The organism is Lachnoclostridium sp. An169 (genome assembly GCF_002160525.1).
GTDB lineage: Bacteria > Bacillota > Clostridia > Lachnospirales > Lachnospiraceae > Mediterraneibacter > Mediterraneibacter cottocaccae.
The window spans coordinates 33,432-47,416 of sequence record NZ_NFKT01000009.1; the positions used below are offsets into that span (position 1 = coordinate 33,432).

Consider the following 13,985-nt stretch of genomic DNA (forward strand, 5'->3'; position numbering starts at 1 on the left):
ATAAGAGAAGGGCAACTGAAATACCGCCCTTCCTCTCCCTGCCTTTCATCATAACTCTCCGGTGTCTCCAAATTTGCCCTTGATTCTGGAATCTGTGTAAAAGAATCCTGCAATGACAAATATGATCCCGATACACTCGCCGACCGCCACAGAAAGCAGGGGATCACACCGCATAATAAGAAAAATCAGATTCGCGATGATCTCCGCCAGGAAAGCATATTTTCCCAGAGAGATAAAAATGTCCGGTGCAGTCTTCTGGGCGTAATCCCACCGTTCTCTGGATCTCCTTGCAGCAGGGGTATTATACCCGCTGCTTTTATCCATATCTGAGGCGGGGTGCTTCTTTAGCAGCCATCCGACCAGAACCATAACAAAAGGGCAGATGAAGTTTAATATTAAGAGTGCATACATGTCAGAATTCCTCCTATTAATTATCTGATATCAGGCAAATCCGATCCATATTCCTGCCAAGTCGGGTTATATTCCGAATTCTTCCGCATAGGTGACGGCTCCGTGCAGGGGACGGGCATCATCCCTGAGACGGACAGCCATAAAGTTGGCAGACGGCATGCCGTCAGGTACTTCAACTCCGAGCTGCTCTGCAGGAACGTATCCGAACCGCGGGTAATAGAGTTCACTTCCAAGGACGAGAGCATACTCGAATCCCATTTCTCCGGCGATTCTGTGACCCTCCGCGATCAGCGCACTTCCGATTCCCTGTCGCTGGTATTCAGGTTTTACGGACAGAGGGGCAAGAACCAGCACTTCGTCTGTACCGACCAGTGCGCGGGTAAATAAAATATGTCCTGCCAGGCAGCCGTCTTTCTCTGCAACCAGAGACAGCTCCGGGATAAATGATTCTCCCTTTCGCAGGGCGGCGACAAGGTCCTGTTCATTGCCGTCCGCATGTTCCGCCGTGGCGAACGCTTCTTTTATCAGGCGGTATACTTCTTCATAGTCTTTTTCAGTCTCTTTTCTGATTATCATAAATATTATTCCTCGCCAAATGCTTTCCGGTATATCTCATTTTCCGGTTCGATAGAAACATTATATCACACCGGTGCGAAAAGAGGAGCAGCTTTCGGATTAAAATTACGGAAAGAAATGAAGCGGTTAATATTTTTCGTATACTACGGAACGGCAGTCTGCATCCACCCTGCGGACACCGGAAAATCTGCCTGCCGCCACGTCGTTCCGGAAGATCCGTCCCAGTCCGGCGGGAGGATTGTCGCAGAGATCGGAAAAGCGGAAATAGCCTTTCGGGAGCTTTTCCAGTCTGCCGGGTACGTCTTTATAAAGTGCGTGAAAATCTGTCATATCAGTCACCTCGTTAAAATAGTCTGCAGTTCAAGAAGTTTTTTATAAATAGCATTCAGCTTTTCATCCGTGTCATCCAGGTCTTTGAATTCCTCCAGTGAAAGCCCCGGGATTATGCGGTTTGCAGCCGAATTGTCCGAGCGCGGAATGTCCTGCGGAGGATTATCCGAAGCGGCAGAGGAAGAAGCCTCCCGGATGAGCTTACACCTTGCGGCCTTGATGCACAGCCGGGTGATAAATGTCCCTCTCGGGCGCGCATATCCGAGCTGCTCTCTGACACTTGCGAGGACCCGGGAAAAGACATCCTCGCCGATCAGAAACGAGATGGTGGAGGATTCCCTTGATGCATCCGCGCTGTCACCGGAATAGTCCAGATGTTCTGCTTCTTCCAGAACGGTTTTCCACTGGGGAATATTCATCGCCGCGTCCTCATAACAGATACGGAGTGCTTCGCTTAATCCCCTTTCGATCCGGGGATCTTTTCTGACGATCTCATTCAGTGAGATGGCGTCTTCTCTTGAGAGTTTTATTGATTTTGTTAGTAACTGGCTCATATGTCATACCTCCAAACAATACCTTTTAACACTGTTTAATATATTTGAAGCATAACACGGAAATTTGAATAAGTCAATATAAAATAATATAAAAGTATATTTTATAATATACTGTGCTGTTTTTCGGATATAATACGGTTTTTCCGGTTTTTATGTGATTTTTATGAAGTGTACCGGTCTGCATTATATTTTCAAAAAGTTTTCAAAGTTATGTTGACAATAGTACGATATCGGACTATTATAGAAAAGTACGAAATCGGACTAAGGAGGAAGAATCATGGATGCGCATCAGGAATCAGAAGTGCAGGAATTTAACCGTCTATATAAAGAGCTGGATGAGCTTTATCACGATATTGCGCTGAAGCTGGGAATATCGGACAGTGCCCTTGCCGTGCTCTACACGGTCTGTGTACAGGGGGACGGATGTCTTCAGAGAGATGTCTGCCGGGAGGCCTACATCAGCAAACAGACAGTGAACTCTTCCGTGCGCAGGTTGGAGAAGGACGGGTTTATTTATCTGGAAGAGAGTACCGGGCGGGATAAGCATATCTGTCTGACGGCCATGGGAAAAGCATTTGTCGAGGAGAAGATCCGTCCGATCCTGGACGTGGAAAACGGAGCATTTCTGGAAATGACGGCGGAAGAAAGAACGATGTTTATTCTGCTTTCGCGGAAATATGTGAAGAACTTTCAAAGAAGAGTAAAAAAGATGTTGGAGGAGCTGACATGAAAACGATACTGCGGTTTTTAAAACCGTACCGGATACTCTGTATATTTACCATTTTCGCCATGATCCTTGATGTGGCGGGCGGGCTGGTGGTTCCGAGGCTGACGGCGGATATGATCAATATCGGTGTGGAGAACGGCAGCCTGGAATATATTATCCAAAAAGGCATTGCCATGCTTATCGTGACGCTGCTGGCGGGAGCGGGGGCGCTTCTCGGAAGCTGGCTGTGCTCGGATCTGTCGGCAAAGATCGGGCGGGACATGAGAAATGCCGTCTATGAGAAGTCGCTGACGTTCTCTTCCCATGATTTTGAACAGTTCGGCACCGGTTCCATGATTACCCGGACATTAAATGATATCAATATCATTCAGCAGTCTGTTGTGTGGTGTATCCAGATGGTTCTTCCGGTTCCGGCAGTCTGTGTCATGGGGATTGGTATGGCATTCGCCATTGACCGGGTGATGGGATTCCTTCTGATCGGTGTTACTGTTCTGATTATCGTGCTTGCCGTTCTTGTGACGAGAAAGGCGTCGTCGATCTTCGGCAGGCTGCAGAAGCTTCTGGACCGGATGAACGTGGTACTCCGGGAAAATCTTACGGGAGTCCGTGTGATCCGGGCATTTAACAAAGAACATGACGAGGAGCGCAGGATGCGAAAATCCTTTGAAGAATACGCGGTGACGTCGGTGAGCGCCAATCTTCTGTTTGCGGGACTGGAGAGCACGGCGTTTTTCGTGATCAACATCTGTATCGTGGCGATCCTTTGGCTTGGCGGAAACCGGATCGGAGCAGGCTTCATGGAGATCGGCGATATTACGGCACTGACGGAGTACTCGATCCTGATTCTCTTTTATATTATCATGGCTCAGATGGTGATTATCCTTCTTCCCCGGGCGAAAGTCTGCATCGGCAGAATCGAGGAAGTGCTGGAAAAAGAGCCGGAGATTCAGGATGGAACGGTGAAGATGCAGGAGAAAACGGATAGGAGCGCAGCGGATGCGGCCTGCTTTGAACATGTTACTTTCCGTTTCCCGGATGCGGATGAAAATGCCCTGACAGATCTGAATTTTGTGTGCAGGCGCGGGGAGACGACGGCGGTGATCGGCGGAACGGGGAGCGGAAAATCCACGATCGCAAAGCTTCTCCTGCGGCTCCACGACGTAACGGAGGGCACCGTGCGGGTGGATGGATGCGATGTGCGGGATATCAGCCAGCATGAACTGAGGGAGCACATTTCCTACGTGCCGCAGAAAGCATGGATGTTCTCCGGGACAATCGCTGACAATCTTCACCACGGGAACGGCGAAGCTTCTGAGGAGGAGATGCGGCATACCCTTGCCGTCGCCCAGGCGGATTTTGTGGGCAGTCTTTCAAATTCCCTGGACGCCCATGTGGCGCAGGGAGGGACGAATTTCTCCGGCGGGCAGAAGCAGAGGCTCTCGATTGCCAGAGCGCTGATGAAGAAGGCGGATCTGTACATCTTTGATGACAGTTTTTCTGCCCTGGACTTTAAGACCGACGCGGCTCTGAGAAAGGCACTGAAAAAAGAGGTAAAGGATGCGGCGGTGCTGATTATCGCCCAGAGGATCAGCACGATCCTGGATGCGGACCAGATCATTGTTCTGGACGAGGGACGGATCGCGGGCATCGGAAAACATGAGGAACTGATGAAAACCTGCCCGGTTTACCGGGAAATTGCGGATTCACAGATGAAGGGAGGCGGAAAAGTATGAGTGAAAATACGGTGATCGGTGATGAAATGGAGTATGCAGTGCCGGACAATGCCCTGAAAACGGTGGCCCGGCTGTGGAATACCATGGGAAGACAGAGAATCCGTCTGATTATTGTTTTTATCAGTGTGATATTCTACACCATACTTTCTGTGGCGGCTCCGGTCTACAGTGCTGGCATCGTGGACCTTCTCTGGAGGGAAATCCGGGAGGCGGTTTCAGGGGAGAGCCCGTTTCAGGTGACGTGGGAACACGGGGGCAGAGAGATCCTGATTCTTTTTGCGATCTATACGGCGACGGGGATTTTCTATACATTTCAGAGTTTCCTTATGGCAAGCTTTGCGGAACGTCTGAGCCTGGAACTGCGGACACAGATCAGCCGGAAACTGGACCGCCTCCCGCTGTCCTACTACGACAATCACAGAACGGGCGAGATTTTAAGCCGTGTCACCAATGACCTGGATAAGATGTCCGAGGTGATGCAGACCGGGCTTTTGAAACTGTTTACCGCAGTGGGGATGGTGGTCGGTTCCCTGATCATGATGTTCCGGTTCCATGTGGGACTGACGTTTGCATTTCTGCTCTTTACGGTGCTGGCTCTTCTGTCCACAAAACTTTTTGCGGCAAAGACGCTGCGCTACGCCATGTTAAGGCAGCAGGCGGTCAGCCGTGTCACCGGACAGGTGGAGGAATCATACAGCGGGCGCACGGTGATCAGGGCGTTTAATCTGGAGGAAACCAGTACCCGGGATATGCGTGAAGCGGTGGAAGAACTGGCGGAGGCTTCCCGGAAAGCGGATTTTATGATGAATGCGGTAAACCCGTTTATCCGTCTTGTGAATCGTCTGGGACAGGCGGTAATCGCGGTGATGGCAGGAAAACTGCTGTTGGACGGTGTGCTGACGGTGGGTGTGTTTCAGGCATTTTTCCAGTATGTGTATCAGGCGTCGGAGCCGTTGACGGAAGCTGCCTATATGATCAATTCCCTGCAGTCGTCCATTGCATCGGTGGAACGGATCTTTGAACTTCTCGATGAAAAGGAGATCCGCAGAGATCCGGAACAGCCCAGTGTGGTCAGCCAGGCAGATGGAAGCGTGGAATTCCGGCATGTGCGTTTCGGTTATACGCCGGATAAGATGCTGATGAAGGATATCAGCTTCCAGGCCCGGCCGGGCGAGAAGATTGCGGTAGTGGGAAGCACGGGAGCCGGAAAGACCACGCTGATCAACCTGCTGATGCGTTTCTACGAGGTAAACGGCGGTACGATCTGTCTGGACGGCGTGGATACGGGGAAGATGTCCTACGAAGGACTGCGGAGAAATTTCGGAATGGTCCTGCAGGATACCTGGCTTTTCGAGGGAACAGTGGCGGAGAATATCGCATACGGGCGTCCGGATGCATCCAGGGAGGAGATTGTTGCGGCTGCAAAGGCGGCCAGAGCGGATTTCTTTATCCGGACGCTGCCAAAAGGGTATGATACCGTGCTCAGCGGCGATGCGGAAAATATTTCCGCAGGGCAGAGGCAGCTACTGACCATTGCCCGGGTATTCCTGTGCGACCCGCCCATTCTGATCCTCGATGAAGCTACGTCAAGCGTGGATACAAGGACGGAGATGGAGATCGGAAAGGCGATGAAAGCGCTGATGAGCGGGCGCACCAGCTTCGTGATCGCCCACCGGTTATCTACGATTGTCGATGCCGACCTGATTCTTGTCATGCAGAACGGAGACATTATAGAGAAGGGAAACCACCGGGAACTGCTTGGTGCGAAAGGGGCTTATGCGGAACTGTATAACAGCCAGTTTGCGTGATTATGCGTGTGAAGGCAATCCGGTTTTCCACCCTTGACGCCATATGTCGGGAACTGCACTGTCAGCCGGGGGATATACTGGAATATCGGGAGGAAAATACAGATAATTAATTTTATTTATATTATTTTTATTGGACATGGGAGTGCAAAGGTGATAAAGTAAGGATACCAAAGGAGAGGATTGTATAAAGATTGTACGAAGGGAGGGAAAAGAATGGCATTGACTCGGGAAGATATACTGGCTATATCAAAAGTTCTGGATGAAAGATTAAAACCTCTGGAAACACAGTTAGGTGGAGTAGATCAGCGTCTGGACGGAATAGACGGACGTCTTGACAGAGTAGATCAGCGTCTGGACGGAATAGACGGACGTCTTGACGGAGTAGATCAGCGTCTGGACGGAATAGACGGACGTCTTGACGGAGTGGATCAGCGTCTGGACGGAATAGACGGACGTCTTGACGGAGTGGATCAGCGTTTTGATGAAATGCAGGTAACGATCCGGGAAGTTGAGAATACGGTTTTGGAAGAACTGGATCGTGTGCAGGGCTTTTTAGAAAAACGATTAGACAGGTTGCAAGCGAATTATAAAGAACTGGAACAATATTATCGCATTAAGAACCTTGAAAATGAAAATTCAGCTTTGCTTTTACAGATGGTTCTTGATCTGAAAAAGGAAGTAGACAATTTAAAAAGTAAGATTGCATAGAATATTAAACTCAAGACAATCCTTTTACAGGGCTGCCGCATGACAGGATATATGATCCCATCCGGGACATGATTCTTTCATGGGCAGCCTTATCTTTTATAATCCATTCAGCGACTGTACAGGTTTACCGCAGTTCGCTTTTCCGGTACAGCCGGTATGTGACCGGGAGCAGCGCTCCATACAGGATCAGATACAGGACAAAGAGAACAGGCACGGCTCCTGTGACAAAAACGCCGATTTCCAACAGGTTATAACTGCTTACCGCAGAGGGAATCTGCAGAAGCTGGTCGGGAAAGAAACCCAGAACCCCGGTGAGAATATTCATACTTGTGAGGATGGAGGGCACGAACAGGATGATAAAAGGGATCGTCACGGCAAATACAGCGGAGCGGGTCTTGGCGGAGATGAGCATGGCAAGTCCCAGTACAAACAGGATTCCTACATATCCGCCGAAGATGGTCAGCAGATATTCCTGGAAACAGGTAATGTTGTAAAAGCTTTTCCAGCCCCTGCCCGCCTGGATGGCGCATCCGCCGCCGCCTGCACCCAGAGAGAGCAGGACGACCAGGGAGTAGCCGAGAATCATGATCCAGTAAACTGCGGATACGATCACGAATCCGGCGCCGATCTTGGCGCGGACCGCACGGTCTCTCCCGAAACGGCAGGAGAAATAGATGGAATCTGCCTTCAGCGTGAATTCTCCGGGAAAGATGCCGGATACGAGAAAACCGGCGATCAGCACGGTGAACATGATCAGAGTGGGCGCATACTCAAGAAGGGAGCGCCACCCGTCGGAATATTCATAGTATAAAGGCGTGTCCAGCGCATCAAACTGCCGGATCAGGTAGTCTTTCTCCGCCTGTGACCAGCGCTCGCTGATACCATTCGATGAAAGCCAGGTCTTCAGGCTTTCTATCCGGTTTTCATAGAGCTTTCCGACCTCGGATTCACTGACCTTGTCTGCCCGGTAGTAGTCATACTCCTGAAAGTCGGAAAAAGCAAAGTTGATCATCTCGCGGATGTCTGAGAAGCCCTGTTTTTCGGAATAGGCGATGTTATTCTGGGTCACGTCAGTGGAGAGGTATTCCGGAGACTGATTGATCCGGCTGTTCTCCTGCAGGACTTTTTTTAACACATCTTCGGTTACACGGCCCGCCCATTTATTTTTCTCTTCGCGCAGACGGACTGCTGCTGCGGGACCGCTGAATGAACTGCCGTTTTCATCCGTATAGGAAACACTGATGACAGCAAAATAGCTGACCACGGCAAGCGTAATGGCAAGGATGAGGAGGGCGATCTTATTTACCGGTTTGGAGAGAACTTTTTTGATTTCAAATAGCAGCATCATTTTCACCAGCCTTTTCACCAAAATAATAGAGAAATACATCTTCCAGAGAGGCCTCTTCTTCGACAGCGTCAGGGAGAGGCTTTTCCCCGGAAATAATCCGAAGCTGAGCCCCGTAAGGCTCGGAGCGGATGTTGGATACTTTGTATTTTTTCATGAAGGAGGAGACTTTTGATTTCTCCACGAAGCACCTCCATACTGTTTCCGGCATGGATTGGATCAGGTCTGCAGCGGTTCCGCGGTGGAGAATCCCTCCGTCTTTCATTAAAAGTATATCGTTCGCTATATATTCCACGTCCGATACGATGTGGGTGGAGAGGAGCACCAGACGGTCCTCAGAGAGCTCGCTGATCAGGTTGCGGAAGCGGATGCGCTCGTTCGGGTCCAGACCGGCGGTGGGCTCATCCAGAATGAGGATCTTCGGGTTGTTCAGCATGGCCTGGGCGATGCCGGCACGGCGCTTCATTCCCCCGGAGAGTTTCTTCATCTTTCTGCCGGATACCTTTGAAAGTCCGGTCTTTACCGTCAGTTCCCGAACCCGCTTTTTGGCTACTGCCGGACGGATGCCCTTGAGAGAGGCAATGTAGAGCAGGTAATCATTTACGGTAAATTCAGGGTAAAACCCGAACTCCTGAGGCAGGTATCCCAGTATTTTACGGTAGTCCCCATCCATGAGGAAGATATCTTTTCCATTGAAGGTGATCTTCCCCTCTGTGGGCGTGAGCAGCGTGCAGAGCATCCGCATGAGCGTCGTTTTTCCTGCACCGTTCACACCGAGCAGACCATATACGCCTTCTGTCATGGTGAGGCTGATGTGGTCCACTGCAGTGAGATCGGCGAATTGTTTTGTCAGATTCATTATTTTCAGTTCCATCCGTTACCTCCATAGTTGTCGTTGTATTATCTGTTACCTCTATAGTTGTCATTGAATTTGTCGTTGAGCGGGTGTTTTAAATGCTTTTATATTTCATATCATGCGATTCTTTAAATTTGGTATCCGGCGATTCCTTCCCAGACGGAAGAACACTGCCGGACCGAGCGGCGGACGGCATAGATGAGAAATGCCGCCGCCCCTGCGAAAAGCCCGATCCATACAGGAGTGGTAAGAACTGTGTAGATCCGCTCATCCAGGATGATAAACCACCATACTGCGCACCAGATGATACACATGCCAACGGAGAACTCCTCGCTGAACATCCGTCTGCTGCAGAGGGTCCCGAAGCAGATGCAGGCAGTGACCGTCATGGGAAACAGAAACTGTGTCAGCAGGCGGGTCAGTGAGATTTCCAGTGAGAGTGCCGCCGCCGTGCAGAATACGGTGAGAAGCGCTGTATCCGCGATCCCGAAGAGGAGCATCCGCGCCGCATAGATCTGCCGAAGAGAATAGTAGGCGGCGGACTCTACTTCCATGCACTGGTTGGTCCGGTTCTTCCACAGCTCCGGGATGAGCAGGATGACGAACAGGGATGACGCCACCCCCATGCTCCGGTATATATATCGGCTCTGATCTGCCAGAGGAATAAGCATCCAGAGCAGAAGCAGTATCATACCCTGCAGGAGCCACCAGCGCTTACGGATCAGCCGGAACTGGATATACAGGAATGAACGCCGGGAGAGGACGGTATGTTCCTCTTCCTTAAAAAAACGGTCCTTTGACGCCGAGATGGTCTCGCAGATCTTTTCTTCCTGCGGAATGGCAGTGGTATCCTGTTTGTACTGTTCAAGCATTTTCGAGATATCAGTCCGCATCATTTTTTGTATCCTCCTTTCGGGTGAGAAGTTTTTTGAGTTCCTGTCTGGCATGGCGCAGACGGTATTTTGCAAGGGGCAGTCCGATATGAAGGGCAGAGGCGATTTCCGACACTTTCATTTCCCGGAAATAATACATATCGGTCACTTCAAAGAGCTCATCGGGAAGCTGTTCAAGAGCCTGGCGGATGAGCAGACGGTCGGTTATGCTGTCTCCGGAAGAGGGAAAGCTGTCCCCGGATGAAAATCCGGCTCCTTCGGAGAGAAATAAGCCGTCCGCCGGATCTGTCGGAATATCACGGGTCTTCTTATGATAATCCCGGCAGAGATTCCCGGCGATGGTGTACAGGTAGTTTAAGACCTTTCCTATATGACGGTATCGGGGGAGCCCGGCGAAAAAGCGCACGAAAGTCTCCTGGGTCAGGTCTTCGGCGTAACCGGAATCCCCGCAGTGATACATACAGTATCGAAGAATGTCTTCGTAGTATCTGCGGACAAAGATTTCAAAAGCACTGTCGTCGCCTTTTTTCATTTTTCGGATCAGCAGAAAATCAGTCTCCACAGCAATCCCCTTTCCCGGTAATGAAGTTCAAAACGTTTTACCCTTCTATTATGTATAACTTTCGGACAGAAGAAAAGGATAGCGAAAACTGTTTAAAAATATTTTTAAATACCTGTTGACATTGGTGCTTTGTTTTCCTATAATCTGTTTAAAGAAAATTTGAAATACCTGGTGGCAGATCCAGAGACGGATAGTGTCCGATAATATTTGTAAAGCTGATGAAGATTAAGAAAATAAAGATAAGGAAGTGATGTCAATGGCTGTACATGAGGTGCTCGCTGCGCTTGCGGATGAAACCCGGCGGAATATTCTGATGAAGTTGAAAGAAGGAAGGATCAGCTCCGGAGATCTTGCCCATGCCCTGAATATGACGCCCCAGGCTTTATCCTATCATCTGGCAAAGCTCAAAAAAGCGGATCTGATCTATGAGACCCGCTACAAGAATTTTATTTACTATGAGCTTAATCTTTCGATTCTGGATGAGACAATCATGTGGATTACAAAACTGCGGGAAGAACAGGGGAGTGAGGAAAATCTGCCGGAGAAAGCCCGAAGCTGAAACAGGAAAGAAACTTAAAAAGTGATGGAAACAGGGAGGAGATCTGACATGAAAAACAGAAAAGCAGTTTACTATATTATTCTTATGTTTCTGCCATTGGTGCTTGTGCTTATTGCGCTGCCGTTTCTGCCGGAGCAGATTCCGGCGCATTACGGTGCTGACGGAACAGTGACCCGATGGGGAAGTAAATTCGAGACACTGATATTCCCGGTGGTAACGATTATCTTCGGCGCAGTCATGCTTGTTGTGGCGCAGGCTGCGGGAAAGAATGAGGAAGATGGGAAAAATAACGAGAAGGTGACGGTGATTGCAGGACTTGCGAGCCTTGCCGTCTTTGATGTAATGACCTGCTTTTTCCTCTATACGGATTTTAATCAGGTGGAAGATCTGGGGGACGTGCCGTTCGGGAACAGTCAGATCCTGTTTACTGTTTTCGGTGCAGGAATGATTGTCCTGGGAAATGTGATGCCGAAGCTGCGGATGAACTCGGTGGCAGGGCTGCGGACGAAATGGAGTATGAAAAACGAGACTGTATGGAAGAAATGCCAGCGCTTCGGGGGAATTTCGTTCATTGTTGGCGGAATCTGCATGATTATCGCATGCTTTCTGGCGGAGGACGATGCATGTCTGGCAGTTTCCCTGGGAATATTATGCGTGCTGATTGTGGTTGACGTATGGTATACTTATCTGGCAGCGAAAGAGGATAGGTAAAAAAGCTGCAAAGAAAGTTTATTGTATTGGGGAAAACAGACATGATAAAGACAGCGGTATGTGACGATGAAAAAGGGGCAGCCCTTGCCTGTGAGAAAATCGCGCGTGAAACACTGCAGAAATGCGGCTGCAGTTTTGAGATCACCATTTATACACAGAGCCGGAACCTGCTTTCTGACATTGCAGACGATGGTTACTTTTACGATCTGCTCCTTTTGGATATCGAGATGCCGGAATTAAGCGGGATGGAGATGGCAGAGAAGATCAGGAGGTATCTTCCGAACGTGCGGATAATCTTTACGACATCTCATTTGGAGTATGCCATCGACGCTTTTGAACTGTCCATCTTCCGATACGTCCCAAAAAATGAACTGGAGACGCGGCTTGCGCCTGCGGTGGCGGAGGCTGCCCGGCTGATCAGCCTGGAGAGCGGGAAAGAGTACCTGATTCAGACGGGAAACCGGATGGAGAGGATCCCGTACCGGGATATCTGTTATATAGTACGCGATGGGAAAAATTCCTGTTTTATTACAGAAAGAGGTGTGTCAAAGGTCAGAAAAAGTCTTCAGAAGGTCTATGAAGAACTGGATAATACAGAATTCATTTTCATCGACAGGGGTTGTATAGTCAATCTGATCCATGTCATGCGGATCAGCGGAGGTATGGCGGTACTGAAAAATGGCGAGGAGCTTCCCATCAGCCGGTCACATGTGCAGGAAGTCCGGGAGCAGATCAACCGTTTCTGGGGGAGCCGCATATGATGGGATGGGTAGAAGTTATAGCATATTTTCTGACAAACGAAATACGGGTCATACTGGGACTCATGTTCACGGCGATCCTGACTGACCGGGTTTATGCCGGAAGCAGGGGAATTCATACTTACCCAGGAAAAGCGGGCAAACAGGCGGGGGTGGCAGCAGGGCTGATTGTTACGATCCCTGTGGTACTGGGAGCTGCGCCTGCTGCAGGCAGTGCGCTGGAGGCAGCGCTGATCTGCCTGATTCTCTGCTGCCTGCGGCAGAAAAACGGACAGGCAGCAGGTCTTCGGATGCTCCTGTTCTTTGCATTTTTCTATGAACTCGGCATTGCGCTGTGGGATTTCCTTATTTCAGCATGGTTGGGTGTTCTTTTTGGTTCACCACGTTTTCTCCGGTCAGACTGCATGGAGTACTACGCAGCGCTTTTGCTCGTCCGTCTTGTCATGATCACGTATGCTGTGGCTTTCCGGCATACGCTTCGAAAGAACCGGGATGAGGTCGGAGACAGAGCGACGGGGGAGAACGGTCTTATGCGCCCTGCGGCAATGGTCACTGCCTTCAGTCTCCTGGGTCTGGTATCCCTGTCGGAACAGACGGTTATCCGGTTCTCTGATGATGAACTGATGACATGGATCTTTCTTGACCTGATCCTGATGTTTGCTGTTATGATGGCGCATATGGAACGGCAGAGAGCTATGGAAGAGGAAATTTCCAGACTGCGGGAGGAACAGGCAGGGCGGATATAAAGTCCTTGACCGGGATGAAGTGAAAGAGATTCTGAAAGAAAGTATGTAGGAAGTATCGAAAAGGCAGGGCTGCATGATGGAAAAACATATTCTTAAGATGCTTGGTATTGTGTGTGCTGTTACTGTCGGACTGTCAGGCTGTGCAGGCGGCGGACAGATGGAGCGTAATCAGGATTCTGTTCCGGACGCAGCTCCGGCTGGATCCGCCACAGCTGCTGATGAAACAGAGAAGGCGCAGCAGACAGAAAATGGGAACGCAGAGAATATTACTGCCAAAGATAATACTGCAGAAGATAATGCTGCAGAGGATGATACTGTGGAGGAAGAGAATATGGACGGAAAAATGATTGTGGAGGTTGGCGGCAGCCGTTTTACCGCCACATTGGAAAGCAATGGAGCCGTGGACGCTCTGGTAGAGATGATGGAAGAGAATCCTGTCACCATTCAGATGAGTGATTATTCCGGTTTCGAAAAAGTGGGATCTCTGGGGACGAACCTTCCCACAAGCAACAGGCAGACAACAACACAGGCAGGAGATATCGTGCTGTATCAGGGCAATCAGATTGTTATGTTTTACGGCTCGAATTCCTGGAGTTATACAAGGCTGGGAAGAATTGACGATCTGACCGGCTGGGAGACTGCGCTTGGAGACGGTGATGTAACGGTGACGTTTTCCGTTGACGAATAAATACAGAACTGTTCGCAGTC

Annotated in this window: 17 protein-coding genes and 1 pseudogene; 10 read left to right on the forward strand and 8 right to left on the reverse strand. The window is 49.8% G+C overall.

Annotated elements, in window-relative coordinates:
- Positions 1-48: 48 nt before the first annotated feature.
- From B5F07_RS08310 to B5F07_RS08325, 4 genes are all read right to left on the reverse strand, one after another.
- Positions 49-411 carry an SdpI family protein gene (locus tag B5F07_RS08310; protein ID WP_087160814.1) on the reverse strand — a complete coding sequence of 121 codons (363 nt, stop codon included), beginning with the start codon at positions 409-411 and terminating at the stop codon, positions 49-51.
- Between the two features lie 66 nt (positions 412-477).
- Positions 478-987: a GNAT family N-acetyltransferase gene (locus tag B5F07_RS08315; RefSeq protein WP_087160815.1), complete on the reverse strand. Its 510-nt coding sequence runs from the start codon at positions 985-987 to the stop codon at positions 478-480.
- A 126-nt stretch (positions 988-1,113) separates the two neighbouring features.
- Positions 1,114-1,317, reverse strand: a complete 204-nt coding sequence (locus B5F07_RS08320) for a hypothetical protein (protein WP_087160816.1) — start codon at positions 1,315-1,317, stop codon at positions 1,114-1,116.
- A 5-nt stretch (positions 1,318-1,322) separates the two neighbouring features.
- Positions 1,323-1,871: a hypothetical protein gene (locus tag B5F07_RS08325; protein ID WP_087160817.1), complete on the reverse strand. Its 549-nt coding sequence runs from the start codon at positions 1,869-1,871 to the stop codon at positions 1,323-1,325.
- 277 nt (positions 1,872-2,148) lie between these two features.
- Here B5F07_RS08325 and B5F07_RS08330 point away from each other — a divergent pair, with 277 nt between their 5' ends.
- The 5 genes and pseudogenes from B5F07_RS08330 to B5F07_RS08350 all read left to right on the forward strand — a co-directional run bounded on the left by B5F07_RS08330 (position 2,149) and on the right by B5F07_RS08350 (position 6,847).
- A complete protein-coding gene (locus B5F07_RS08330) occupies positions 2,149-2,601 on the forward strand; it encodes a MarR family winged helix-turn-helix transcriptional regulator (protein WP_087160818.1) in 453 nt (150 codons plus the stop codon).
- Positions 2,598-4,331, forward strand: coding sequence for an ABC transporter ATP-binding protein (locus B5F07_RS08335; protein WP_087160819.1), 1,734 nt, complete (start codon positions 2,598-2,600; stop codon positions 4,329-4,331). Before B5F07_RS08330 ends, B5F07_RS08335 begins: the two co-directional genes overlap by 4 nt.
- Positions 4,328-6,139, forward strand: a complete 1,812-nt coding sequence (locus tag B5F07_RS08340) for an ABC transporter ATP-binding protein (RefSeq protein ID WP_087160820.1) — start codon at positions 4,328-4,330, stop codon at positions 6,137-6,139. Before B5F07_RS08335 ends, B5F07_RS08340 begins: the two co-directional genes overlap by 4 nt.
- 5 nt (positions 6,140-6,144) lie before the next feature.
- Positions 6,145-6,249: pseudogene (locus tag B5F07_RS08345) on the forward strand (helix-turn-helix domain-containing protein); the annotation flags it as partial.
- A gap of 103 nt (positions 6,250-6,352) precedes the next feature.
- Positions 6,353-6,847, forward strand: coding sequence for a hypothetical protein (locus B5F07_RS08350; RefSeq protein WP_087160822.1), 495 nt, complete (start codon positions 6,353-6,355; stop codon positions 6,845-6,847).
- A gap of 124 nt (positions 6,848-6,971) precedes the next feature.
- Here B5F07_RS08350 and B5F07_RS08355 read toward each other — a convergent pair whose 3' ends face one another.
- The 4 genes from B5F07_RS08355 to B5F07_RS08370 all read right to left on the reverse strand — a co-directional run bounded on the left by B5F07_RS08355 (position 6,972) and on the right by B5F07_RS08370 (position 10,503).
- Complete coding sequence (locus tag B5F07_RS08355) at positions 6,972-8,195, reverse strand: ABC transporter permease (protein WP_242972469.1); 1,224 nt, start codon at positions 8,193-8,195, stop codon at positions 6,972-6,974.
- A complete protein-coding gene (locus tag B5F07_RS08360; RefSeq protein ID WP_087160824.1) occupies positions 8,179-9,066 on the reverse strand; it encodes an ABC transporter ATP-binding protein in 888 nt (295 codons plus the stop codon). The genes B5F07_RS08355 and B5F07_RS08360 overlap by 17 nt, the downstream gene beginning before the upstream one ends.
- 110 nt (positions 9,067-9,176) lie before the next feature.
- Positions 9,177-9,944 carry a hypothetical protein gene (locus B5F07_RS08365; protein ID WP_242972470.1) on the reverse strand — a complete coding sequence of 256 codons (768 nt, stop codon included), beginning with the start codon at positions 9,942-9,944 and terminating at the stop codon, positions 9,177-9,179.
- Entirely contained in the window at positions 9,931-10,503 is a 573-nt protein-coding gene (locus B5F07_RS08370; protein WP_087160825.1) for an RNA polymerase sigma factor, read from the reverse strand. The genes B5F07_RS08365 and B5F07_RS08370 overlap by 14 nt, the downstream gene beginning before the upstream one ends.
- Before the next feature lie 256 nt (positions 10,504-10,759).
- Between B5F07_RS08370 and B5F07_RS08375 the strand changes: the two genes are divergently transcribed.
- The 5 genes from B5F07_RS08375 (at position 10,760) to B5F07_RS22320 (ending at position 13,965) form a co-directional block, all read left to right on the forward strand.
- On the forward strand, positions 10,760-11,062 hold the full coding sequence (locus tag B5F07_RS08375) for a metalloregulator ArsR/SmtB family transcription factor (protein ID WP_087160826.1): 303 nt from the start codon (positions 10,760-10,762) through the stop codon (positions 11,060-11,062).
- A 48-nt stretch (positions 11,063-11,110) separates the two neighbouring features.
- Positions 11,111-11,773 carry an SdpI family protein gene (locus B5F07_RS08380; RefSeq protein WP_087160827.1) on the forward strand — a complete coding sequence of 221 codons (663 nt, stop codon included), beginning with the start codon at positions 11,111-11,113 and terminating at the stop codon, positions 11,771-11,773.
- 41 nt (positions 11,774-11,814) lie between these two features.
- On the forward strand, positions 11,815-12,534 hold the full coding sequence (locus B5F07_RS08385) for a LytR/AlgR family response regulator transcription factor (RefSeq protein ID WP_087160828.1): 720 nt from the start codon (positions 11,815-11,817) through the stop codon (positions 12,532-12,534).
- Complete coding sequence (locus B5F07_RS08390; RefSeq protein ID WP_140397993.1) at positions 12,531-13,277, forward strand: hypothetical protein; 747 nt, start codon at positions 12,531-12,533, stop codon at positions 13,275-13,277. The genes B5F07_RS08385 and B5F07_RS08390 overlap by 4 nt, the downstream gene beginning before the upstream one ends.
- Positions 13,278-13,350: 73 nt before the next feature.
- Positions 13,351-13,965, forward strand: a complete 615-nt coding sequence (locus tag B5F07_RS22320; RefSeq protein ID WP_242972471.1) for a cyclophilin-like fold protein — start codon at positions 13,351-13,353, stop codon at positions 13,963-13,965.
- The last annotated feature ends 20 nt before the right edge of the window (positions 13,966-13,985 follow it).

What these genes read in the sequence shown, in the direction of transcription:
- B5F07_RS08350 (WP_087160822.1), top strand. Translation starts at nt 6,353, where the DNA reads ATGGCATTGACTCGGGAAGATATACTGGCTATATCAAAAGTTCTGGAT.
- B5F07_RS08330 (WP_087160818.1), top strand. Translation starts at nt 2,149, where the DNA reads ATGGATGCGCATCAGGAATCAGAAGTGCAGGAATTTAACCGTCTATAT.
- B5F07_RS08315 (WP_087160815.1), bottom strand. Translation starts at nt 987, where the DNA reads ATGATAATCAGAAAAGAGACTGAAAAAGACTATGAAGAAGTATACCGC.
- B5F07_RS08355 (WP_242972469.1), bottom strand. Translation starts at nt 8,195, where the DNA reads ATGATGCTGCTATTTGAAATCAAAAAAGTTCTCTCCAAACCGGTAAAT.
- B5F07_RS08325 (WP_087160817.1), bottom strand. Translation starts at nt 1,871, where the DNA reads ATGAGCCAGTTACTAACAAAATCAATAAAACTCTCAAGAGAAGACGCC.
- B5F07_RS08360 (WP_087160824.1), bottom strand. Translation starts at nt 9,066, where the DNA reads ATGGAACTGAAAATAATGAATCTGACAAAACAATTCGCCGATCTCACT.
- B5F07_RS08365 (WP_242972470.1), bottom strand. Translation starts at nt 9,944, where the DNA reads ATGATGCGGACTGATATCTCGAAAATGCTTGAACAGTACAAACAGGAT.
- B5F07_RS08390 (WP_140397993.1), top strand. Translation starts at nt 12,531, where the DNA reads ATGATGGGATGGGTAGAAGTTATAGCATATTTTCTGACAAACGAAATA.
- B5F07_RS08385 (WP_087160828.1), top strand. Translation starts at nt 11,815, where the DNA reads ATGATAAAGACAGCGGTATGTGACGATGAAAAAGGGGCAGCCCTTGCC.
- B5F07_RS08340 (WP_087160820.1), top strand. Translation starts at nt 4,328, where the DNA reads ATGAGTGAAAATACGGTGATCGGTGATGAAATGGAGTATGCAGTGCCG.
- B5F07_RS08310 (WP_087160814.1), bottom strand. Translation starts at nt 411, where the DNA reads ATGTATGCACTCTTAATATTAAACTTCATCTGCCCTTTTGTTATGGTT.
- B5F07_RS08375 (WP_087160826.1), top strand. Translation starts at nt 10,760, where the DNA reads ATGGCTGTACATGAGGTGCTCGCTGCGCTTGCGGATGAAACCCGGCGG.
- B5F07_RS08320 (WP_087160816.1), bottom strand. Translation starts at nt 1,317, where the DNA reads ATGACAGATTTTCACGCACTTTATAAAGACGTACCCGGCAGACTGGAA.
- B5F07_RS08380 (WP_087160827.1), top strand. Translation starts at nt 11,111, where the DNA reads ATGAAAAACAGAAAAGCAGTTTACTATATTATTCTTATGTTTCTGCCA.
- B5F07_RS22320 (WP_242972471.1), top strand. Translation starts at nt 13,351, where the DNA reads ATGATGGAAAAACATATTCTTAAGATGCTTGGTATTGTGTGTGCTGTT.
- B5F07_RS08335 (WP_087160819.1), top strand. Translation starts at nt 2,598, where the DNA reads ATGAAAACGATACTGCGGTTTTTAAAACCGTACCGGATACTCTGTATA.